The sequence below is a fragment of the Streptomyces sp. NPDC005551 genome (assembly GCF_042871785.1).
Taxonomy (GTDB): Bacteria; Actinomycetota; Actinomycetes; order Streptomycetales; family Streptomycetaceae; genus Streptomyces.
Window position 1 is genome coordinate 157,765 of record NZ_JBIAJE010000001.1, and the last position, 22,918, is coordinate 180,682.

Consider the following 22,918-nt stretch of genomic DNA (forward strand, 5'->3'; position numbering starts at 1 on the left):
CTGATTGCGCTGGGCTCATTACCCTGTGTCGTGGGGGAGCGCCGAGGTAAGCGGGGACAGGGATGAGCACGGGGGAAGCGGTGCGTCGAACGGCCGCGGAGGAGCGGGGAATTGCGTCCGCCGATGCGCTCTTCTCCATGGAGGGCATCCCAGAAGGAGCCGTCGTACCGGAGCCGGAGGGTGAGGCGGCGACTGAGGCGGCGGTCGAGCGACTCGGTAGCCGGTTCGCCGGACTGGACGGTCAAGTACAGCACGCGCTGAGACGTACCCGAGATCACGCAGGCAATCTGTCGAGCGACCGTCTCCAGGGACTCTCGGAGATCGTGCAGAACGCCGAGGACCTCGGCGCCACGGACGTACGCATTCTGACGAGGGGACGGGAACTCCTCGTCGCCCACAACGGCAGCCCCGTACGGTTGCCGGACGTTCTGGCCCTGGCGATGCCCTGGCTGACAAGCAAGGCGGACCAGGCGGAATCCACCGGCAGGTTCGGGATTGGTCTGATGACCCTCCAGTCCCTGTCCCCGCATCTGGAAGTTCACTGCGGGCATTACCGGTTCCGTGTCGGGGATCCGGACATCTCCGTGGCCAGGCCGTTCCCGTTGCCTGACTGGTTCGCGGGCGACACCTGGACGGTTCTACGGGTTCCTCTGGAGCCGGGCGTGCTCGGTGCGGACGAGGTGGACGTGTGGCTTGCCGAGTGGGGGGACAGCGCGCTGCTCTTCCTCGGCAGTGTCGGCAGTGTTACGCACCTGGACGAGCAAGGTCGTGTCCGGCACCGGCTGGCGCTCGACCGTGAGACCGGCGAGCCGTTCGAGGCCGTGGTGGGCGGGCGGAGCGCCGACGTGGAGACCGGCGAGGCGCGCGCCGGCGACGGGTCCCGATGGCTGGTCTGCCGTACGACCGTTCCCAGCCCCTCCGGGATCACCCGGTCTCACAAGGCGGTGGGGTCCACCACCGCAATCGCTGTGGCTCTTCCTCTCGGACGCGATGACGCCGGGCGGATCTACGCCGGTCTTCCGGTCGCGGACACTGCTCTGTCCCTCTGTATCAGCGCCCAATTCGATCCGATCGCCAGCCGTCAGGCGCTCGACGACACCCTGTGGAACCGCGCACTGAATGAACTGGTGGGCGACCTGTGGACGGCCGCCGCCCTGTGGCAGTTCCGGCGGAATCCGGCACGGGCCTGGCGCGCCGTGCCGCTCCCCGACGACATGCGCGACTCCCGCGACCCGGTCGCCGCGCTGGAGCGACTACTCCTCGACCGTGCCAGGGCGGGCGTGTCCCACGGTCTCGTCCTGGACGTCCCGGGGCAGGGGCTGCTCGGCTTGGATGATCTCGCGGTGGAGGACGAGACGCTGGTGGGCGTGGTCACCGAAGAAGAGATCTCCCGCGTCGCCGAGCGGACCGCCGTGCTGCCCAAGGTGGCGCGGGACGAGGACGGCCGATGGCGCGAGGTGCTGGCGGACTGGGAGAACCACGACAGTGCGGTTCCCGTGACGGTGGACCTCTACGACGCGCTACGCCTCCTCGACGACGAAACCCGGTCGCCGCAGGCGAACATCCGCCTCGCCGCGGCGGGAATTGCCTCAAATATCTACTCCTCCTTGCTGTCGAGCCGCTGGCTCGTGGACAGCTCAGGGGGCCGCCACCGCGTGCCCCGGCCCGCGGAACCAGCGGTGTTCACCGACGCCCCGCGGGGCCTCGGCGCCAGTCTCGGATTCTCCCGGGAAATCCATCCGGCATTCCTCGCCGACACCGACGAGGCGCGGTCGGTGAGGACATGGCTCCGTGAGCGGGAGGCGCTGCTGACCGACGTGGACGCGGTGGCCGTGATCCGGCGCCTCGCGGCCATCGGCGCGGCGGGGAGCGGCGGCCCGAATGTACTGCGGCTGACAGATGACCAGCTCATTGAACTACGCGACGGGTTCGCACGCGTGCCGGACCCCAAACGTGAGACCTTGGGGCGCGACGTGGGCCACGCAATCCGGCTGCAGGGGCATCGCTACGACCGGGCCGGAAAACGTGAAGACATCGACGTCGCTCCCGCCCGGGCGTACCTACCCGCCCGACTGGACAGTTCGGAACGCGAGGAGAGCTTCGCCTTCGCCGCCGGTCGCACGGCCGGGCTGGTGTGGCTACGGCCCCGGTACACCGAGGTCCTGCAGCGCGGCGGCGCCGGGATGGGCGCCCGTAAGTTCCTGAGGCTCCTGGGCGCGGAGACCGCGCCCAGGTTGCGCAGGCACCCGGGGGCGCGGGAACGCTTCACGCAGAGCCCGAAGGGGCTGCCGGCGGAAGTCATTTCGGGACCTCGAGCACGCACTGATGCCCTGCGCTTTCTGGAAGCGACCTTCACACTCGACGACTACGAAAGCCCCGACCTACGCGCCGTCGCCTCTGGCATAGCGTCGGAGCAGAACCCGCAGATCCGCAGGCGCAGGGCGGCAGCGCTGTTCCACGTCCTCGGGCGGGCATGGAGCCGCTTTTCCGACCACGACGAGGTGGATGCCGTCTATGACTACTACGCATGGCAGAACCGGGGCAGGACCGCAGCCTTCTGGCTCTGGCAGTTGCGCGACACCCCATGGCTGGACGACGGTAACGGCGCAACTTCTGCCCCGGTTCGACTCCGTATGCGGACCACCGGCACGGTCGCGGTGTACGGGGCGGACGACGAGCGATTCCTCCATCCCGAGATCCAGCAACTGGTCGGCAGACGCAGTGATGTGCTGCGCGCCCTGGGCATTTCTGCAGAGGCCCGCACCGAGGACCTCGTGGAATGTCTGCAGCGTCTGCGCCGACGGGAGGAAGAGGGCGGCGACAGGGATGTGCCCGCGGCACTGATCCTCTACCAAGCCCTGGCTGAGCGCGCCTTCGTCCGTGGCGCGGGAGCCTCGGGGGAGATTTCCCTGGGCTCTGTCCTCCGGGCATTCGGCGAGGGGAGCGGCCTCGTCCTTACGGACTCGGGTTGGCGCCGGCCGAGCCAGTGCCTGCGCGGAGCGCCGCTCTTCGGTCCGCTCCGTGCGTTCGCTCCCACATTTCCAGGCAGCGAGGAGTTCTGGCAGCGGCTGGCAGTGCGCCTGCCGAATGTGGACGACGCCACGGCCGTGATCAAGGAGCTGGCACAGCGGGACCGGAAGCAGGGTCGGGACGAGCCGGACGGGACGACCCAGTCCATCGTCCTGGAGACCCTGAAGATGCTCGCCGCTCTGGGCCGTACCCATCCCGGCGCGTTGACGGCCAAGCGCTTGGGACGCCTCCCTCTTTGGACGAGCCAGGGCTGGCGAAGCAAGCGGCCTGTGTACGCCGTTGAGGACCCGGTGGTAGCCGAGGCGCTGGGCCGGGAATGTGCGGTGTGGTGCCCGGGAGCCGAACTGGAGCAGTTCCGGCCGTTGATCGGAGCCCTGCGCATGAGCGAGCTCGCCGCAGAGCATGTCACCGTGTACAGCCCCGGCCCGGCTCCGGCGGACCCGGACGCCACAGCGCTGGTCCGGTCAGCCGTCACCCACCTCCGTGAGGATCTGCAGCGCAACGCCGCGAGCGTTGCCCAGTCCCTGGACTGCTCGTGGGACCAGCTGGCTGACCTGACCGTACGCATCGCCCCTCACCTGGCCTGCTGCCTCGATCTTCCGGACACAGGCGAGACGGTGCACGTACCCGTGGACGCCGGGATCGACTGGTCCTCGGGCACGTTGTACGTACGTGACACTGCCGCTCTGACACGCACATCCGGGGTGGGCCGGTCGATCGCCGCCCGGTTTCCGGGCAGCCGCCGCGAGGTGGCCCTCGCCTGGGGAGCAGCGTGTGACCAAGCCGAGAAGGGCCGTACGGCCGTACAACTGAGCCTTGCCGACGACCAGGTGCGGCGCGACCGGGAAGCGGCGGAGGCCGAACGCGAACGACGGCTTCGGGAACTCGGAAACGAAGTAAACCAACGCCGTACCGCGACCAAAGCGCAGGTCGGTACCGTGGCCGGTACCCCACGGACGGCAGTGATCCTGCCGCCTGCACCCAGCACACTACCGCCCGCCGGGCCGTCAGCCCCGCCTGTGCCCCCCGCCGCCCCACTGCGGAGGCTCGTCGACCCCGGCAGGCTCCGGCTCGTCGATCCGAGCGGCATCATCACGCCACCGACGCCCTCGGCTGCGGGCGCGCCCAGCGCACGGCCGAGCGGGTACACCTCGGGCACGTCCGGCCTGCCGCAGCCCCGCGCCGGATCGGCGATCCCCCAACAGCACACGCCACCGCGCCCCTACACGGGTACGGAGCAGGAAAAGGTGGCTCTGGACGTGGTACGCAAGGCACTCGCCACCGACGACGACTGGCTGCGTGACCTACGGGCCCAACGCGGCCTCGGCGCCGACGCGGTGGACGCACTGTCGCGATTCTACGAACTCAAGGCATATAAGGACGCCGAGCCGGACACGGTGATGCTGACGCCCGCCGAGTTCCAGCGAGCAGCGGAGAGCGACGATTTCTTCCTCGTCATCGTCTCGGGGCTGGAGGCCGGAACCGCCCCCGTCTCCGTACGCATCATCCCCCAGCCGCTCCAACAACTGACTTGCCGTCCGAGCAGCAGCGTGACGGTCACGGGAATCAGAGGGGCGCACAGCCGGGTGTACCAACTCGAGGAGGATAGATAGGTCAGCCAGCCGTGGCGTTCCGAGACGTGGCGCCCGAGGCGATCACATTCGCCAAGAGCCATGTGTGCAGCCCGGCGACGGCTCGAGAACTGGCATGTCGGCGCCCAGCCCTTGAATCGGAGGTGGTGCTGTTGAGCAGTCTTTGACGGGCGACGGTTGCGAGCCTCGCGGACAGCCTGTCCCAGCCGCCCTCGCCCTTCGGACTGCCCAGCTCTCTGACGCCGTGGGCACTCAGTTTCCGTACTCTCGTAGCACGCCTCTAAGCCCACCACTCCGTAGGCATCTCCCGCACGAGGTACCTCCACGGATCGTTCCGAAGAGCCGGTGGTGGGTCTTCCTCGTACAACAGGCGAGAGACCTCCTGGCAGACGAACTGCGTGAGGCCACGGAGGGTCACCCGCAGGTGCTCCCAGCCGTGCGTGTCCTCGACGACTTCCACGAACCGTTCTGGACGACGCGCAGCGTCCGCGACGTGTGACAGGGCGTTCCGGCGACCCCCGAAGCGGGTGAAGTGGTTGTTGAGCTGGGAGAAGACTGGCTGTGAGAGCAACGGCCGCGATTCCGCAAGCAGTTCCAGGAGCGCTCGGCCGCCATCCCCGGCCCCCGGTTTCAGTGCCTCTGCGATCCCGTAACCGCGCCAGTAAGTGGACGTCTGCATCATCTCGGGCCACGGCTCGGCCATGCCCTCCAGCGCGAGGACGTGGTTGACGAGCCCGAGGTACGCCGCGACGAGGTTTTCGTCGTCAGGCAGGCTTGCCGGAGCGACGGGGTCGACTGGTACGTCAGTAGAACTCAGGCTGACGACTTTACCGAGAGTCCACCCGTATATGACCGGGTTGAGGACCGATGCCAGAGGCATCTTTAGATCGGGAACCTCGCTGACCGCACGCCTATGGACGTTCGCCCTGAGAGCCGAACTCAGCGTGTTGTCGTCGCCTGTGTTGCGAAGGCCGGCCAGTACCCAGGTAGCCAGGAGGGCATGCTCGACACTCCCGACCGAGACGTTCCCGACGCCTTCCGCACCGGCCAGTTCCAGCTGCATCGCCCAGTACTCGTCGTAGGCGTCGGCAGCGGTACTCAGCCAGTCGGGGGCGTACCCAATCTCGCTCAGCCGCTCCTCGAGGTCGTCGTACCGCTGCTTGTCCGCGGCAAGCAACCGGTACAGCTCGGCGAAGACGAGGGGCGAAAGCGTGCAGCTCATGCGGTCCACAAGACCTGCTCCAATTGGTCCGCCAACCCCACGTCCGGCTCGACGTCTCCTTCGAACTCGAGGGCTTCTGCTGGGATCGGGAATCTCTCGATGTCCGTCCTCCGCAAGGACGGAACCGTCACGCCCCGCAAGAACATGCGCCTCCTGGTCTGCCCCTCGCGCCCGTTCAGGAAGTACGCGAGCGCAGGTCCTTGTGACTGGTCATGCAGCCGGAGGACGAAGACGCCCGGATCCGCGACGGCCGGGCGTTGCGCGACGGTGGCGTACGAGTACTCGCCCACGCGGGCGATCAGGAGGTCGCCCGGGGCGATGAGGGTGACGGTGGTGGACTGCGGCGCGGCCCATCGCCGGGTCGGACGGCCCCCCAGGACACTCACGTCCACGACCGGAAGCGTGCCCGGCAGTTCCGTCGGCACCTCGAAGCCGCGGGTTGAGCGGGACGGCTTCATCTCCCGTACGAAGGAACCGAGCGGTTCGCCGTCCTCCAGGAGCTCGGGACGAGGAGTGGCGAGCATGATCCCCCAGTCGTCTCGGAGCCGAAGGTCAGCCGTGACCCACCACGTCGACTCCGACGGCTCCTCCTCGCGATGCGTTCCCGCCTCGATCGAAGCCAGCACTCTGTCGAGCCGCTGGACCTCCACAAGGGGCGGCAGGGGCACGCCCATCTCCAGCAGATCCGGCGTCTTCACGGACGCCATAGTGGTACCTGTGGCCAGCGACGCCCGACGAGCCTGTCCCGCCCGCGAGTTCAACACGGCCCAGATCCACCGGGAAAACACCGGATCGAGAGGCCGGAGGGCTGTGAACCGGGATGAGAGGAGCGCACCGTTCAGCCGGTCGTCGACAAGAACGGCCGGCCCGGACGGCGAGGGCGGCACCAGGACATCACCACGCCGAAGCCCGCGCGTTCCGACGGTGAATGCCTTGCCTTGGTACTTGGTGCTCCGCCGCCGAATCGCCCCGGTCCGCGCCACCAGGCCGGCGGGCGTGATGACTGGGGAACCAGCGGTCGCGACACTCCCCGCCCGGACACTGGTAACGAGTTCACGCAATGGGACCACCGGCGCCGCTGTCGGCCAGGCGAAGGTGGAACCAACCAGGCGTCCTGGATCCCAGTCGGCCTCGCCCCGCAGATCAACTGTCAAGAAGCTGCTCATGACCGTCCTGCGGTACGTGGCCGGTCGTCTTCTGCGTCGACGAACTCCAGGACGGCATTCAGCCCGGGACCTTCCGGGCCGAGTTGCGTCTCCCAGTCCTCACCGAGATGGGCGACCAGCGTCTCCGCAGGCTCAGTGCGGTCGATGACGACGAGAACGGAACGGACACCGGTGCCTGTGATCGCTCCTGCCGGAAGCCCGATAAGAGCGGCTACGTGGAAGTTCTCGGCCAGGAACATCCTGTACGCCGCGTACCGGTCCGCGAAGGTGAACGAGTGAGCGATATGCAGGACAGCGCGTCCTCCGGGCTTCAGCGCCCGCACACACTTGTCCAGCGCTGCGACATTGCCGTCGGACGTGGTCGATCCGTCCAGGAGAGGGTGGCGGTCGGCCAGGGAGAGACCGACAGGCGGCGCCGTGACAACGACGTCGGCATCCGCGAGGTCCCTCTGGAAAGAGTCGCCCTTCTCGATCACCACGTGCCTCGGCGCGTCCCGACCGATCCCTGCCGCGAGTTCGGCGAGCTGTGCGTCGAACTCGTAGCCGATGAACTCCGCCGCGACGCCTTGCTCCGCAGCACGGTCCAAGGCCGTCCAGAGGAACGATCCGGTTCCGCAGAACGGATCCAAGACGGTGCCAGCCAGATGCTTCTCAACCAGCGCCGAAACGGCGGAGGCAACCACTCGGGGTGAGCTGAACTCTCGGTGTCTGCCACGAGAGGCGAACTCGGTCAACGCGTCCCGCTTCGCGCGCCAGAGTACGTCTGCCCGAACCGGCACGAACCCACCGTCGGGCAGTTCGATACCCGGCCTCCCATTTCGGGAAGACGTCAGGACGTCCCCGGAAGGAAAGTACCGGTCGGCTGAGACCCCGGAGTTGCGGAGACGGTCCGCCTCGAACCACAGACGTTGCACCAGGAGGGAGGTAGCCAGCGACCGGTCGGTGACCAAGCCTTGGGAGCCGTGCTCGGGCGGAGTCGGGCCGTCGACCGGCTGCAAGGAACGGACACCACGGTCGGCCTTGAACCACTGCCCATTGATCACCGCGTAGTGCTCGAGCGTACCCAGCAGGTCCCGGCTGCCCGCCAGGGAGGGAAGGACGAGCTCGGGCTGCCGGAGCTTCTTGTTCTTGTACTCGACAACCGCCCACGGCACGAGTTCCCCGTCGGCATTCGACGCCCACGCCAGTACATCCGGCCGAAGGTTCGACAAGTTTTCAAGCCGCGGCTCGACCTGCAGAATCGTGTAGCCGACGGCACGCATCGCGGCACGAACCTCAGCGATGTCGGACCTGTGATTCGGCATGGGGCTCCCCTCCCTTCTGCTGCCTTCCGCAACAAGGCAGCCCGGCAGGCTATCGCGTCTGATCATGCCCTGCCAACAGAGGCGCGACCGGTACGGAGGCCGGTCCGCGCCTTCGACTCGAGCACCGGTGTCGAGGCTGGGGCGCGATTGGCCCGTGCGGCCCCGGAGATACGAAGTGACACTGGCGTTCAACCTGCACCCTTCCGTCCGGTACATGATTCACGCGGTGGAACTCGTCTGGACGGTCCGGTCAGGGTGGTGTGCTCAGTAGGTCGACCGTCCGCTTCAGTCGCTGGCAGAAGAGGGCGTCGATCGCCAAGCCGGTTCGGACCTTGTCAAGCGTCAAACGAGAGCAGGCGGCGGCCGTGCCCGCTTGCTGTCGAAACGGCCTCAGGCAGCGGAGGGGTGGTGCGCGATCAGTGCCCGCGTGAGATGTTCGGCGACTTCCTCGGCTCCGGCCTGCAGGGCCGCCAGGGTGACGGACTCGTCGGGTTCGGTACGCAGGGCGAATGACCTGCCGAAGCCAGCCAGACTGGCTTTGCGCCGTGACTGACGTGGGTCGAAGGTATCGATGCTGGTCATAGCGGGCTCCGACACGCCAGCAGCCACCACGATGCGGTCCTGCCTGACGATGTTCAACGAGCCGGTGAACTTGAGCAGTTCGGCGATCTGCTTGGGCAGGGCATTGGGATCGAGGATCGGCCCCATACTGTCCTGGGGGAGCAGGGCCCGGGTGGAGAGCTGGCCCGTCTTGTACAGGCGGACCTCTACGAGCTGGCCCGGACGGGGCGTGTCCCACGAACGGGGGCGGCTGGCCGGGACGGAGACTGCCATATGGTCCTGCGATCGGGAAGAGCTGAGGGGGACATCGTCCTCGACCATACCGGTGAGGCGCACACGGCCCGGCAGCGAGCGGCCGAGCGCCTCCAGTTCCCTAGCCGAGTAGCCAGCAGAGTCCAGTGGTAGGACGTGCAGTTCCAGAAGGGTGGTCACGCCGGCGGTCTGCAGGCCGCCTGTACCCTCCTCGAGAGTCCAGTGCAGGGCGGGTGGCTGGGCCAGCTTGGCGAAGGCCAGGGGGGACGGGCCCGACTCCAGCTCCCGGATCTTCCCGGCGACCTTAGGGAGCAGGTCCGCGGCCGTGCGGAAGCTGTCGCGGAATACGCCGGTGGCGTACGCCTCCACTACGCGTACGAACTCGTGCTGGCTGGGCTCGAAGGTCACGTCCAGCTTGCGATAGACGAGGCGGGGCATACCTGCTTGCTGGGCTGCTACCCACTCGTCATGGGTTGCTGACTGCCCTGTCTCGGGGAACATGTGGCCGTAGTTCGGGCCTAGGAGGAAGAGGCATGCGTCGGCGGTCGACAGAGCTTTCAGGCAGGCTTCCCGGCTCGGCGTGGTCTGAGCTGAGAAGTCCTCGAACCGGACCGGGGTGTGACCGAGAGCGCGGACCAGCCCGTCAAGGGCGTCACGCTCCTCCTCCAGACCCTTGCGGGCACTGCTGATGAAGATCCTCACGCTACGGTGTCTCCACTGCTGAGGGTTCTGATGTGAGGCGAACCGGGTGGCTGGTGCCGGCATTCAACTGGGGGTTTGATGGCCGAGACGTCGGAAGAGGCGATACGCGCCTATTGGAAGGAGCACCGCGAGCAACTGCGGCAGTGTGAGACCCAGCGCTCCACATTGACGAACCTCCTGCTCATCGTCACGGCAGCCCTGAGCGGTCTGATCGTCCAGCAGAAGTTCACGCTGAACGTCATGCCTTTGTGCCTCTTCGTCGCGACGACTGGAGTCTACGGGGCTGTGGCGGTGGCCAAGTACTACGAGCGGGCCTCCTACCACCTCACCCAGGCACGGGCGTTGACCCGAGACCTGGCGGACCGGGGCGTGCTGGGGTCCGATGAAGGGCTCGCCCGAGCACGCGCGGCGCACTACCGCGAGTTTCCCCGGCTGCACCGCATTCGGCTTCACCGCCTGTGGGTAGGGCTGCACCTCGCTATAGCCCTGTACGGGCTCTCCCTCCTTCTCGTCTGTGTGATTGTCGCCTGACGACTCAGGGAGAAGGAGCACAACACATGTGCGGCGCTCTGGTGCGGTCAATTGCCGCCTGAGCAGAGGCTGTCGCCCTGCCTGCCTGGATCCTGTGGTCCGCTCCGCTCCTTCGCGGCACCGCCAGTATGTCTGCACAGCACTCCCCTGCTCTGAATCAGGGACCGCTCGCTAGTACGGCCATCAGCCGCCGCCCCTCCGCGGCGCTTAGACTCTCACCGTGGTAGGAGAGGACGCCCACTTAAAGGGAATCTCGGGAGCGAAGAGAGCCAAGCTCTACCTCGAGGGCACGATGCGGATCTGTGGGGCCTTCGCGAACACGGACTCGGACGCCTGGGCGAGGAAACTGACACTCGCCTGGCCGGAGGGCGGACAGACCTTCTCCTTCGACCTGGGCGGGTCGATGCGGGGCGCCCCGTACCATGGCGACCAGTTCTGCGCGGAGGTCAAGCACTATCAGGGGCCGGCGGACCAGGGCACTCACTTCGTCGAGTTCCTCGCCAAGTGCTACGTCGCGCACCAGGAGAAGTACCTCTTCGGTGATCACTACATGTGGATCACCTGGGCCCCCTTCAATGTGAACAGTTGGTCGCAACTACACGAGCCGCAAAGGATCGAGTCCGCTGTCGTCCAACACCGGCAACGCATCTTCGGTGACGTCTCCGAGGACGAGGCCAGGAAGAGGATCGACGCGAACGCGGTCCAGAGCGTGTCCGAGCGCGTGTGGCGCATCGTCCTGTCAAAGAAGCAGGAGGGTTTGCTGCCCCTCACCGAGTGGCGGGCCATCCTGGCGCACGAGCTGACCCTAAAGGGGGAGTGGTGAACGCCGTCGCATCGTCGATCGCCGAGGCACTCGAGGCGGACGACCCATACCGCTCGTTCGCCGAAATCAAACGACTCCTCGAACAGCACCTTCGGCAGATCAATCCGCAGATCCGGACCAGGAGCACCGGATACTACAACCACACCCACATGCCGGACCTGGTCATGCGATGGCCGCACGACGACGACCTCAGCGACCGATACGTCTACCTGCGCAGCACGACGGACGCGGACGAGCTCGGGTTCGACATCAGGCGCCTTGCTCGCCAGGACCGGCCCATTGTTCTGGCGCTCGGCGCTCTCCGCCCGTCCTTCGACGCCCGCACCCTGGATTCGCTCGCGATCGACCACCACACCCTGGTCTTGGACTTGGCGGCTTTCGCGGAGCTGACCGCTGGCGAGTCGGCCGACGCCGCGTTGAGGCGTCTGATCGCGAACACCGTCATTGAAGGCGGCCAGGGCCTCCTTGACGAGCGCTCCGTATCCCGGCTGGCCCGTGCCATGACGACCGGCGCGCAGGCAGCCCGCCGCGGTGAGCATGAGGGGACTGAGGACGCGCTTGCCTTTGCCTCGGACACGCTGTCCCCACCGATCGCGCGCCGCCTGACGGCCTTCTTGGGTACCTTATGGCGCGCTAGTGGTGCACCGGTAGCCGCACTCGAACGCGCTCCCAAATATCCGCAGCAACTGGACGAGTCGTCGCTCGATTACCTCCTCGAAGGCCAGGAGATCCCTGATGGCAACTTCTGGAGCCGTATCGCCCGTGAGATCACTCTGACCGATCTGCTGCGGCACGGAAGGATCACCGCCACCGACAATCTCCAGCACCTCATGCGCGCCGCGCTGAGCACATGGAACGCCCGGGTATGCGGCGTAGCCCCCTCCTCCGTCGCCGCTCGCCGTGGCGCAGCCCCCCTGCACTGGACTACGGGCGAGGGAGTCCTGAGCTTCGACGCGCCCGGCTTCGTTCTCACGCTCGCACAGAAGGTCGACCACCTGACATCGTCGGCGGCACGAGCGGTGTACGAACTGCCGGCCCTCGACGAGGTCGGCAATCGTCTGCCGCTCCTAGGGCTGAGCCTCAAGGCCATCACACTGGTCAACGGTGGCGGAAAGGTGGCGTACGAAGGAGAGGTGGGTGCCTTGCATGGGGACCGTCTCCGCCACCTCAGTGAATCTCTCGGACCTGGAACCCTGGTCAAGACACTCGAAGCAGCCCTGCCGCCAAGTGGCGTACCGGTGAGGTACAACTTCTCCACCCGGACCGCCTCGGTAAAACCACCCCGCGGCAGTGTCCCCCTACTGGAGCTCGTGAACACGTCCATTCGACTCTTCACGGACCTATCCCACGCGGAGGAGGAACGCCTCGTCGAGGTGATCCCGTCGGGCGGCCGCACCCTGCATGCTGGAATCGATCACGACATGCAGGGGACAGAGCCCCCCGCCGACTGACGCGCGGCGGGTCCACAGTGGGCGCACCGACACGACTCCACCGCGTGAGGCTCCGTACCGGGGGAGGTGCTGCCGTACTGCGGGTAGCCATGCCACGCCAGATTGTCCGTGCCGATCCGACGTACGGCCGTGACGCTCATTTGACGCTCCGGGCGCCCGCTGGCCCTCATTCGGGATCCGAAAGCCTATCTGACCTGCTGTTTTAACGCTTGCGTCCAGGCCGACATCTTTCCGATGACCCACCACGTGGAGTGCGTGGCGATCCTGAAGCCCATCGCAAAGGGCGCCTGACCTGCGGTTTGTGGCCCAGGTGGGTTGCTCGACCTGTTTTCCTCCGTACAGCGGGCCGGGTGACGCAGTGCTTGTTCAAACTCGCCTGACCTGGGGCCGGCAGGTTGCCCTCCAGCTGCTCCCGGGCCGTCCGGTCGCGGACGCCCAGGACGTCACCCCGCACGGACTCGGTGCGAATCGGTGCGCGGCACGTCCCGGGTGCTCCGATCCGCTTCAGCTGCCGATGGGCGCGACCCCTGAGGGAGCCGGGACCAGTCGGTACCCGCCGTCCTCGCGTCGCACGTGTCCGGCGGTCGGCGGCGGGAAGTGGCTCCCAAGCAGGAGGGTCGACGTACCGGCCAGTGAGCCGAGCACCTGGTTCCGGGTCCTGGCCGCGAGTTCGGGAGCGACGTCCACACAGCTGCAGAGCTCCGGATGCGCCATCTGGACCGGGTGGTGGATGCTGTCGCCGGTGACCAGCGCGGTCTCGCCACGGCTGCTCAGTTCCACCGCTACCTGCCCCGGTGTGTGGCCGGGGGTGGGCAGCAGACGGATGCCCGGCGCGACGTCCGTGCCCTCGTCCGCGACATCGATGAGGTCGAACAGACCTGCTTCCCGGACGGGATGGACCGAGTCCCGGAACATCTGCCGACGCGCCTCCTCCATGTCGACACCCGCCCAGTAGTCCCACTCGGTGCGTGAGGTGAGATAGCGCGCGTTCGGGAAGGTGGGCACCCAGGCGTCGCCCTCGGCACGCGTGTTCCACCCCACGTGGTCGGCGTGGAGGTGGGTCAGGACCACGACGTCAACGCTCTCCGGCGCGAAGCCCGCCGCCCGTAGCCGTGCTTCGTAGTCGCTGTTCAGGTTGTGCCAGGCGGGGTTGGAGCGCCGCTTCCCGTTTCCTATGCCGGTGTCCACCAGCAACCGCATGCCGTCCACCTCGACGGCGAAGCTGTGACTCGCCAGGCGCGGGACGCCTTGTTCGTCGGCGAATTCGGGGCTCAGCCAGGGGGTCCGGCTCACGAGGTCGGGGGTTGCCCCGGGCAGCAGCCACGGACCGGTCTGGGCGGGCAGGGCCACTTCGTCGATGCGTCGTACGGTGTGGTTGCCCACCGTCCAGGAGGAGGCGGGGGGAGTAGTGGACCTGGTCGTTTGCGATGAGGTGAACACGAAGACCTTCCTTACCTGTTGTGGGTCGTGAGGACGGAGATGTCTGGAGCGGGGATGTCCCGTGAGACGGATGTGTGGTTGCTCGTTGCCGGGCGGGAGTGGGCGTCCTCGGACGGTGTCCGGCGCCGACTGCGCAGCGGCGCGGTCAGCGTCGCGACTGCGACGGTCGCCAGTACGGCCACGCAGCCGGCGTGGGCCAGTGCTGCCGCACGCAGTCCGAAGCCGGCGGTGAGGGCGCCGGCGCCGATGGCGGGCAGACTCATCGCCAGGTAGCTGAGTACGTAATAGGAGGCGAGCGTGCCGCCCTTCTCCCGGGCCGGTACCGAGTCGACGACCGCGCGCAGCGCACCCTGGGAGACGGCTCCGAAGCCGAACCCGGCCAGCGCCGCGCCGGTGAAGACAAGTACGGGGTCGGCGAGAAAGAGGGCACCCAGGGTCAGGACGGCCGCCGGAATCACCGCGCAGCTCCCGAGAAGAGCGGAGACGTCGGCACGCATCCTGCGTGTGAAGTACACCGTCGGGGCGGCGACGGCCGTCAGCGTGAAGAAGACCAGGCCGCCGGCGTATTCGGGTCCGTCGGGGGAGATGAGCCGTGTGAAGCCCGGCCCCAGGGACGAGTAGAAGCCGCCGAGTGCCCAGACGGCGACGACGCCGGCGCCGTTGAGCAGGAGAGCGTGGGCGGCCACCGACGGCAGCGCCAGGTGGGGCCGCATCGAGCGCAGTGCTCCGGGACGGCGGCGGACGGTCTCGGACGTCGAGACCAGGGCGATGGCCTGCGCGGCGAACACGGCGATCAGGGCCGCGTACACCGTGATCGCCGGGACGGGGGCGAAGCGCACCATGAGGGTGGCTGCCAGGACGCCGGCCGCCATGCCCGTCACCGGCGCGATGCTGTTGGCCAGAGCGGGGCGCCCCGGCCGGGCAGGGTCTTCCAGGTCGAGGAGAGCCGCACCTGCTGCGCTGGTCGCCGCGCCGGTCGCAATGCCCTGCAGCACGCGGGCGCCGATCAGGGTGGTCAGGCCGTCGGCCGTCGCGAACAGGGCCATGGAGGCGACCTGGACCGCGAGCGCGCCCAGGAGCACGGGGCGGCGTCCGACATGGTCGGAAAGGGTTCCGCTCGTCAGCAGTGCGATCAGGAGTGCCAGGGCGTAGGCGCTGAAGACCACCGTGATGTCGAGGGCCGACAACTGCCACTGAGCCTGGTAGTGGGGGTACAGCGGGGTCGGCGCGCTGGATGCGGCGAGCAGCGCGATGAGGATCGAGGTGTGCAATGCGAACGGTAGGCGTCCGGATGGGGAGATGCGGGGAGGCGTGAGGCCCGCGGGGACGCTCTGCATGAGGGTCCTTCCCGTGCTAAAGCGATTCGTTTGCTTTAAGGCACCGTAGGTCCTACGATCGACTAAAGCAAATGATTCGCGTTTGTGGTGGCCGGAGGTCCTGTACAAGCCCCGGCCCGTCGCGCCGCACGGATCCGGAAGGAAGCCATGACCAGCGAACTCACCCCCCAAGAGGCAGCCCGAGGGGCGCTGCGGGCGGGGCTCCCCCTCGGGGACGGCCGACATGAAGAAGTGGCCATGACGGCCAACTACATCCACTCCGTGATCGGCACGTTGCGCGAGCTCGATTTCGGCGAGACCCCTCCCGCGTCCTCCTACCGAGCCGGACAGGGGAGCGCCGATGCAACCGTTTGAGCTGTCGCTGACCGAGGCCTCCCGTGCGGTGCGCGCACGGGAGCTGTCCCCCGTCGAACTCACCGAATCGGTGCTCGCCCGCATCGCCGCCGTCGAAGGACGGCTGGGCGCCTACGTCACCGTCGCCGCCGACGCGGCCCTGGCCGCAGCGGTCCGCGCCGAACGGGAGATCTCCGGAAGCGGACCGCGCGGGCCGCTGCACGGGATCCCCATGGCGCTCAAGGATCTGATCGACGCAGAGGGGATGCCCACCACGGCGAGTTCGCACGTCCGGGCAGGGCACGTGGCGGAACGCGACAGCCGGGTGGCCGAACGGCTCGGCGCCGCCGGGGCAGTCCTCCTGGGCAAGACGCACACGCACGAGTTCGCCTACGGCCTGACCACTCCGCAGACGAACAACGCCTGGGACCACAACCGGGTTGCGGGCGGCTCGAGCGGCGGCTCGGCGGTGGCTGTCGCCGCCGGCGGGGCGACGTTCGCCATGGGCACGGACACGGGCGGTTCCATCCGGGTCCCCGCGGCCCTGAACGGCGTCGTGGGCCTCAAGCCGACCTACGGCCTGGTCCCACGCACAGGCGTGACCTCGCTGTCCTGGTCCCTGGACCATGTGGGCCCTCTCACCCGCACCGTCCAGGACGTCGCGCTGGTGCTGTCGGCGACCGCCGGCCACGACCCGCGCGACCCCGCGAGCGTGTCCGGCCCCGTGCTGGACCGCTTCCCGGGAGGCGACCTGCGAGGACTGAGGGTCGGCGTACCGCGGAACCACTACTTCGACCGGGTCACGCCCGAGGTCGAGGAGTCCGTACGCGGCGCGATCGAGCGGCTGGCGGAGCTGGGGGCGGAGCTCGTCGACGTCGAGATCCCGATGGCGCGCTACATCCAAGCCGTTCAGTGGGGGCTGATGGTTCCCGAGGCCACCGCGTACCACGAGCGGTCGCTGCGGGCCACCCCCGACCTGTACGCGGCCGACGTTCGCATCCTGCTGGAGGCCGGCGAACTCACCTCTGCGGGCGACTACCTCCGCGCCCAGCGGGCCCGCACCATGATGCGAGACGCCTGGGCTCGCATGTTCGACGGAATCGACGTCCTCGCCGCGCCGACGGTGCCGATGACCGCCGCCGAGGCGGGGCAGGACGCCGTCGAGTGGGCCGATGGCACGACCGAGGCCGTGTCGGACAGCTACGTCCGCCTCTGTGCCCCCGCCAACATCACCGGCGTCCCGGCCCTCACCCTGCCGGTCGGTCACGACCGCGCCGGACTGCCGATCGGTATGCAGCTGATGGCGCGCCCCTTCCACGACGCGACGGTGCTCCGGGTGGGCCGGGTCTACGAGGAGTCTGTGGCCAGCGCGGGACGGCTTGCTCCCCTCGCTGCCTGAGGGAGGGCGGACGTTCCAGCCGACATGCGGTTGCGTCGCCGCAGGGCGTCCGCCGTGCTCGGGCGCCCGGATGCGTGGCCCTGCGGGTCGCCGACGCAGGCCACCGCCTAGAAGCGACAAATTCGCATTAAGGTGGATCGCATGAGTCCCAAGCCCATGGCCCGGCCCGGCGGGCGCAGCGCACGCGTACAGCAGTCCGTCCATGCGGCGGTACGTGAACTCGTAGGGGAGGTGGGCCGCGACGCGCTCACGGTCCCGATGGTGGCCACTCGGGCGGGCGTGACCCCCTCCACGATCTACCGTCGTTGGGGCGACCTGCAGGAACTCCTGTCCGACGTGGCCGTCGAACGACTGCGCCCGGAAACGGATCCGGCCGATCTCGGAAGCCTGCGGGCCGATCTCGACGCGTGGGCGGAACAGTTCCTCGACGAGATGGCCTCGCCGACCGGGCGTGCCTACATCCGGGACGCCCTGGTCGGCGACCCCGACGGCACCAATGCCGGTCGGTGTTCGGCGTATGCCGCAGAGCAGATCGACGCCGTGTTGGCCCGTGCGGTGCGGCGGGGGGAGCCGGTGCCCGAGACGGAACTGCTGATCGACCGTGTCGTGGCGCCGATCATGTACCGCATCCTCTTCCGCCCTGGCCGACTGGACGCCGCATACGCGCGCGAGCTCGTGACGAACGCCGTGTACGCCCTGCAGATCGAGGCCGGCGCTCGCCCCACCCAGGCCGCCGCCCCTCGACGCGCGTGCCGGCCCTCCGGGGCATGACCCGGATATCGGGGACCCCGCGTCCCGTGGCGAGGCGGATCCACCTCAGAGGTCGAGGAGCCGCCACGCGGTGAGCGCGATCCTGGCCCGTGTCAGTCCCGTGGGTTCGGTGAGCTCGATGTCCAGGGTCTTCGCGATCTGTTCGAGGCGGCGGGCGATGCTGCTGTGGTGCAGGTGGAGCAGGTCGGCGGCCCTGCGGAGGGAGCCGGTGGCGCAGTAGGTGTCCAGCGTCTCCAGGTCTTCCGGGTTGTCGGCGATGCGGGCGATGGCGGCCACGTCGGCGTTCTCCCGCGCAGTCTCCTGGGGCACCTCGGCCAGGAGCGCCAGCGCGCCCAGGTCGGCGTGGCGGATGACGGGTTCGCGCGGGGTCGTGAAGCGAAGGGCGATGCGCGCCTCCCGCCAGGACCTATCGGGGCTGTCGGCGGCGCCGATGCCCGCGCGTACGCCTGCCGGGAACCGCGCCGGGTCCACGGAGGTGGCCAGGATGACGCCGACGTCGGCGAGCGGCGCCGCCTTCACCTGGCGGCCCGGGCAGATCAGGCCGCCGATCCTGTCGAGTTGCAGCTGCGAGCGTACGGCGACGACGTGGAGGGGCAGTTCGGCAGCGAACCCCAGGAGCCGCAGGGCCCGGGCCCTGGCCGCGTCGTCGCCGTCCGAGCTGATCGCCAGTTCGGCGAGGGCGGGGTCGGCCATGGTGGTGCGGGCCGGGCCGTACCGCTCGGCGACGGCCGCGGCGGCGATGGCGAGCCTGTCGAGGAGCACTTCGTCGAGCGGGTTCGGCGGGCCGGGGCGTTCCAGCCACACCCTGCCCATCTCCTCCTCGTCGAGCGTGATCGGCGCTGTGGTGGACGCGGGGGCCGGCGGGGCGGACGCCGGCCTGCCGTCGGGCGAGACGCGGGTCGCCCGCCCCGTGCCGTGCAGCCGTATCCCGGCCACGCACTCGGCCAGGCCCGCCGAGGCCCGGGCGAGCGCCGGGAGATCCACCCGTCGGCGCATCAGCGTGTCGTAGAACGCGACGATGCGCATCGCCCCGTCGACGTACGGATCCAGTCCCGACAGCCGAACGGCCAGTGCCTCCATGGCAGAAGGATAGAAGGAGGGGGTGCGCCGATCGGTGCGTGATCGGGGCGGGACGCGCGACGGATGGCGGGTGACTCCCCGGGTTGACGACCGTGAGGATGGTCGTCATGGATCCCGAACTCGAAGCATTCATACCGTTTCTCCCGCAACTCGACATGAACGATCCGGTCACCGCACGCAAGGAGTTCGCCGAGCGTGCGGCTGTGGCGCCGGTACCGGACACCTCGGACATGGAGGTCGAGGACCGCACGGTGTCCGCCGATCCGGACGTGGCGGTCCGGGTCTACCGCCCGCACCGGGCACAGGGCGCCGTCGTATGGCTGCACGGCGGCGGCGGAGTCTTCGGCGACCTGGACACCGAGCATCCGTGGGCCGCCCGGATCGCGTCCCTTTCCGGGGCGGTGGTGATCTCGGTGGGCTATCGCCTGGCGCCCGAGGACCCGTTCCCGGCAGCCTTCGACGACGCCTACGCCGCACTGACCTGGACGGCCGAGCACGCGGACGAACTCGGCATCGACCCGGCGCGGATCGCGGTCGGCGGGCACAGCGCCGGAGCGAACCTCGCGGCCGCGGTGGCGTTGCGGGCGCGTGACGAGCAGGGACCGTCGATCCGCTTCCAACTGCTCAACCAGCCGGGGCTGGACGACCGGCAGGAGACGTGGTCGGCGCGGAACTTCACCTGCACCCCCTGGTTCGACCGCGACAAGCTCGCCGCGGCGTGGCGGCACTACCTGGGCTCCCGGCCCGCCACACCGTACGCCGCCCCCGCGCGGGCCGCCGATCTGTCCGGGCTGCCACCGGCCTACATCGCCACCGCGGAGTTCTGCCCGAACCGCGACGAGGGCATCGCCTACGCGCTGCGCCTGATGGAGGCGGGCGTGTCGGTCGAGCTCCACCAGTGGCCCGGCACCTTCCACGGATCGCAGGCTCTTCTGTTCGCCGGGGTCTCGCAGCGCCAGAACGCCGAACTCGGCGCCGCTCTGCGCCGCGCCCTGGCCCATTGATCCGTACACGTCGAGAGGCACGGGGAGCGTCCCCGTCGCCTGCACTCATTGATCACGAGAGGACGGCTGTCTTGAACATCCGACTGGCGATGTGTGGAAGTGTGGCCGCGCTGAGCGTCTGCGCGGGCACGGTGGCGGCGGCTCCCGCATCCGACGAGGCACATTCCGTGGCGGCCGGCGGCACGAGCCCGTCGTCCCCCTTCCGTCCCGCGGAGCTGAAGTCCGCCCTGGACGGTGTCCACCGTGCCGGGATACCGGGGGTGTACGCCGAGGTACGCGAGGGCGGCCGGACATGGCGCGGCGCTTCCGGGGTCGCCGATGTCACGACCGGCCGTCCCGTCACGCCCGGCATGCGGCAGCGCGTCGGGAGCATCACCAAGACCTTCACCGCCGCCGCGGTCATGCAGCAGGTCGAGCAGGGCCGGATCCGGCTCGATGCGCCGATCGGTGACTACCTGCCGCAGCTGGTGCCGGGAGAGCGCGGCCGGAAGATCACGGTGCGGATGCTGCTCAACAACACCAGCGGCATCCCCGATTACATCCGATACGCGTTCCCGTCCCTCCAGACCGGCTCGCCCGAGAGCCTGGACGACAACCGGTTCAGGCAGTTCCGCCCGGCCGAGCTGATCGAGCTGGGGCTCAACGCGCCTCCCACCGGCGAGCCCGGAGGCCCCACAGGGGTGTACTCCAACACCAACTACCTGCTCCTCGGCCAGCTCCTGGAGCACGTGACCGGTACCCCGGCCGAGGAGTACATCACCCGGAACGTCATCGAGCGCGCCGGCCTCCGGCACACCGGGTTCCCGACCGGGACGCGGATCCAGGGGCCGCACTCACGGATGTACGAGGCCCTGTGGGGACTGCTCGACCCGCCGCGCGACTACAGCGTCTACAACATGTCCTGGACGGGGACGGGGGCCGCCCTGGTGTCGACCACGGACGATCTCAACCGCTTCTTCGGCAAGCTGCTCGACGGCAAGATAGTCAACCGGTCGTCGCTGGCGGAGATGCAGCGCACGGTCCCGGTCATCGCCCTGGACGGATCGACGATCCAGTACGGCCTCGGTCTGCACAAGGTCGACATCCCGGACTGCGGCACCTTCTGGGGCCACGACGGCACCGTCTGGGGGGCCGGAACGATCTCCCTGACCCGGGCCGACGGCAAACGCCAGATGTCGGTCGCGGTCAACCTCCAGAGGTGGAACACGCCGGACTCCTCGGGGGAGCCGCAGCACCATCCCATCGACGAAGCGCTGAAGACGCTGTACGGGGAGTCGATGTGCGGCGACGGTCAGGCCCGCGCGGCCTGACCGTCCGCCCGGGGATCCCCTCACTCCACGTCGTCCGCCACCCAGTCCCTGATGAGCGACTGAGCCACCTCCATGAGCTGTCGATGGGCCAGTGGCTGGAGATGGGAGAGGAGATTGCGGGCGTCGCAGAGGATGTCCAGGCGGCGCCGCTGCTCGGTGGTGAGGGTGAGGAGGCGGGAGGCGCGCTGGAGGTCGGCCACCTCCAGCTCGACCAGAGGGGCGGCGGGGAGCTGCTTCTTGACCTGGTACTGGGAGCGGGCCTGCTCGCGGAAGTAGTCGAGGCTGATCTCCTTGCGCAGGAGGTCGGGCACCAGATCGATGAAGGCGGTGCGGGCCTCGTTCACCAGGGGCAGCAGGACGCGGTTCTGGGCGTGGCAGACGAGGGTGCGCAGCTCCGTGGAATCGGGGTCGAGAAGGTGGTGACCGAGGACAGGACGGACATGGCCGTCCCAGCTGTCGACGGTGCCGGTCGACCAGGCGTCACGTAGTTCCGCGGAAGGGGCGGAGGCGTGGGCGGTGGACATGCGGCGGGGCCAGGTCCGGTCCAAGACCGCCGCCTCGCCGGGGAGGATGCCGGCCAGGGCGCGGCGCAGGGAGTCCAGGTCGCCGCCCTTCCAGGTTTCCCGGAGGGCGAGTGCACTGTCGATGTCGGGGCCGCAGACCTCGGCGACGACAGCGTCGGTCACCCGGTGGAGCAGTGCCTCGGCGGCCCCCGCGTTCGGACGGGGCCGCCAGGCGAGCAGAACCTCACTGTCGAGGCGGGTCCAAACCCGCCACCACCAGTGCAGGGTGACGTGGTCGTGGCTCGGGCCGACGCCGAAGGCCCTGCTGGGCAGGTCGCCCGTGCGGGCGGCGATGAGGAAGCGGGGGCGGTGTCCCGCGTCGAGACCCTCGTCTCGGAAAGTGGCATGGGCGGTGCGGAGCAGTCGGCCCGTCTCCTCGGGGGAGTCCTCGTCCCAGCCGCGTACCACGATCAGCGGCGGCGCGCTTGGTAGGGCGTCGTGCTCCGGACCGTCGTCGCCGGGACCATCGTGCCGGAGCCGGTCCGCCCGCCTGATCAGCTCGCTCAACGGGTCACCGGTGACACCAAGTTCCTTGGCCAAGCGCTCGCCGAGCGACATTGAGGTGAGCGCTGCCCCGCCTGGGGCCGGGCCGTGGTGGCCGGAGGGCAGTGGAGGGCCGGCCGGGGCGGCGACGAGCGAGCCCAGCATCGCTCCGTAGGGGTCCTGGGCGTCGAAACCGTCGTCATCGTGCCAGAGCGTGAAGTGGTCGCCCGCCCCGCCGGACGCGGCCTCCGGTGTGGGCGCGGTGCCGCGCTGGGGCGGGATGACGACGGCGCTTCCCCGGTCGCCGGGGCGGTCGGCGAGCAAGGTGATCGCGCCCGGCACCGGTATGGGTTCCTCGAACCGGGTGTACAGCTCCCTCAGGAACAGTTCCGCCCGGCCGGAGTCGACCATCGGGTCCGGGAAGTACCAGACGCAGCTGCGGCCGGATCTCAGGTCCCTCTCCAACCGGTCCAGGTGGCGACGCGGGCCGGGAAGACGCACCAGGTCGCGCCCGGAAGCCGGCGGGACCGGGACAGCGGTACTGCTCTCCTGCGCCTGTGCCCC

17 protein-coding genes are annotated in these 22,918 nt (G+C 69.0%); 9 read left to right on the top strand and 8 right to left on the bottom strand.

The window, feature by feature from the left end; translation table 11 throughout:
- The first annotated feature begins 62 nt into the window (after positions 1 to 62).
- Positions 63 to 4,643: a sacsin N-terminal ATP-binding-like domain-containing protein gene (locus tag ACFYP4_RS00650; protein ID WP_388781399.1), complete on the top strand. Its 4,581-nt coding sequence runs from the start codon at positions 63 to 65 to the stop codon at positions 4,641 to 4,643.
- A 259-nt stretch (positions 4,644 to 4,902) separates the two neighbouring features.
- Here the strand turns inward: ACFYP4_RS00650 and ACFYP4_RS00655 are convergent, their stop codons facing one another.
- From ACFYP4_RS00655 to ACFYP4_RS00670, 4 genes are all read right to left on the bottom strand, one after another.
- Positions 4,903 to 5,853 carry a hypothetical protein gene (locus ACFYP4_RS00655; RefSeq protein ID WP_388781402.1) on the bottom strand — a complete coding sequence of 317 codons (951 nt, stop codon included), beginning with the start codon at positions 5,851 to 5,853 and terminating at the stop codon, positions 4,903 to 4,905.
- Complete coding sequence (locus ACFYP4_RS00660; RefSeq protein ID WP_388781405.1) at positions 5,841 to 7,010, bottom strand: hypothetical protein; 1,170 nt, start codon at positions 7,008 to 7,010, stop codon at positions 5,841 to 5,843. The genes ACFYP4_RS00655 and ACFYP4_RS00660 overlap by 13 nt, the downstream gene beginning before the upstream one ends.
- Positions 7,007 to 8,314, bottom strand: coding sequence for a class I SAM-dependent DNA methyltransferase (locus ACFYP4_RS00665; protein WP_388781408.1), 1,308 nt, complete (start codon positions 8,312 to 8,314; stop codon positions 7,007 to 7,009). Before ACFYP4_RS00665 ends, ACFYP4_RS00660 begins: the two co-directional genes overlap by 4 nt.
- A gap of 390 nt (positions 8,315 to 8,704) precedes the next feature.
- The gene (locus ACFYP4_RS00670; RefSeq protein WP_388781411.1) at positions 8,705 to 9,829 is read right to left on the bottom strand and encodes a DUF4062 domain-containing protein; all 1,125 of its coding nucleotides are present in this window, start codon (positions 9,827 to 9,829) and stop codon (positions 8,705 to 8,707) included.
- A 78-nt stretch (positions 9,830 to 9,907) separates the two neighbouring features.
- Between ACFYP4_RS00670 and ACFYP4_RS00675 the strand changes: the two genes are divergently transcribed.
- The 3 genes from ACFYP4_RS00675 to ACFYP4_RS00685 all read left to right on the top strand — a co-directional run bounded on the left by ACFYP4_RS00675 (position 9,908) and on the right by ACFYP4_RS00685 (position 12,634).
- Complete coding sequence (locus ACFYP4_RS00675; protein WP_189596003.1) at positions 9,908 to 10,360, top strand: hypothetical protein; 453 nt, start codon at positions 9,908 to 9,910, stop codon at positions 10,358 to 10,360.
- Positions 10,361 to 10,580: 220 nt separating this feature from the next.
- Positions 10,581 to 11,183, top strand: a complete 603-nt coding sequence (locus ACFYP4_RS00680; RefSeq protein WP_366730334.1) for a hypothetical protein — start codon at positions 10,581 to 10,583, stop codon at positions 11,181 to 11,183.
- Positions 11,180 to 12,634, top strand: a complete 1,455-nt coding sequence (locus ACFYP4_RS00685) for a hypothetical protein (RefSeq protein WP_388781415.1) — start codon at positions 11,180 to 11,182, stop codon at positions 12,632 to 12,634. The genes ACFYP4_RS00680 and ACFYP4_RS00685 overlap by 4 nt, the downstream gene beginning before the upstream one ends.
- A gap of 504 nt (positions 12,635 to 13,138) precedes the next feature.
- Here the strand turns inward: ACFYP4_RS00685 and ACFYP4_RS00690 are convergent.
- Complete coding sequence (locus ACFYP4_RS00690; RefSeq protein ID WP_388781418.1) at positions 13,139 to 14,074, bottom strand: MBL fold metallo-hydrolase; 936 nt, start codon at positions 14,072 to 14,074, stop codon at positions 13,139 to 13,141.
- An 11-nt stretch (positions 14,075 to 14,085) separates the two neighbouring features.
- Entirely contained in the window at positions 14,086 to 15,345 is a 1,260-nt protein-coding gene (locus tag ACFYP4_RS00695) for an MFS transporter (protein ID WP_388781421.1), read from the bottom strand.
- Between the two features lie 213 nt (positions 15,346 to 15,558).
- Here ACFYP4_RS00695 and ACFYP4_RS00700 point away from each other — a divergent pair, with 213 nt between their 5' ends.
- The 3 genes from ACFYP4_RS00700 to ACFYP4_RS00710 all read left to right on the top strand — a co-directional run bounded on the left by ACFYP4_RS00700 (position 15,559) and on the right by ACFYP4_RS00710 (position 17,914).
- Positions 15,559 to 15,765 (top strand): hypothetical protein, encoded by a 207-nt coding sequence (locus ACFYP4_RS00700; protein ID WP_358853064.1) that lies wholly within the window; start codon positions 15,559 to 15,561, stop codon positions 15,763 to 15,765.
- A complete protein-coding gene (locus tag ACFYP4_RS00705; protein ID WP_388781425.1) occupies positions 15,752 to 17,143 on the top strand; it encodes an amidase in 1,392 nt (463 codons plus the stop codon). Before ACFYP4_RS00700 ends, ACFYP4_RS00705 begins: the two co-directional genes overlap by 14 nt.
- 141 nt (positions 17,144 to 17,284) lie before the next feature.
- A complete protein-coding gene (locus tag ACFYP4_RS00710; protein WP_358853066.1) occupies positions 17,285 to 17,914 on the top strand; it encodes a TetR/AcrR family transcriptional regulator in 630 nt (209 codons plus the stop codon).
- 45 nt (positions 17,915 to 17,959) lie between these two features.
- Here ACFYP4_RS00710 and ACFYP4_RS00715 read toward each other — a convergent pair whose 3' ends face one another.
- A complete protein-coding gene (locus ACFYP4_RS00715) occupies positions 17,960 to 18,994 on the bottom strand; it encodes a helix-turn-helix domain-containing protein (protein ID WP_358853067.1) in 1,035 nt (344 codons plus the stop codon).
- Positions 18,995 to 19,101: 107 nt separating this feature from the next.
- On the opposite strand from ACFYP4_RS00715, the gene ACFYP4_RS00720 reads away from it, so the two are divergent.
- Positions 19,102 to 19,998, top strand: a complete 897-nt coding sequence (locus ACFYP4_RS00720) for an alpha/beta hydrolase (protein ID WP_358853068.1) — start codon at positions 19,102 to 19,104, stop codon at positions 19,996 to 19,998.
- 71 nt (positions 19,999 to 20,069) lie between these two features.
- Positions 20,070 to 21,308 carry a serine hydrolase domain-containing protein gene (locus tag ACFYP4_RS00725; protein ID WP_358853069.1) on the top strand — a complete coding sequence of 413 codons (1,239 nt, stop codon included), beginning with the start codon at positions 20,070 to 20,072 and terminating at the stop codon, positions 21,306 to 21,308.
- A gap of 20 nt (positions 21,309 to 21,328) precedes the next feature.
- Here the strand turns inward: ACFYP4_RS00725 and ACFYP4_RS00730 are convergent, their stop codons facing one another.
- Entirely contained in the window at positions 21,329 to 22,819 is a 1,491-nt protein-coding gene (locus tag ACFYP4_RS00730; protein WP_358853070.1) for a hypothetical protein, read from the bottom strand.
- Positions 22,820 to 22,918: the final 99 nt, after the last annotated feature.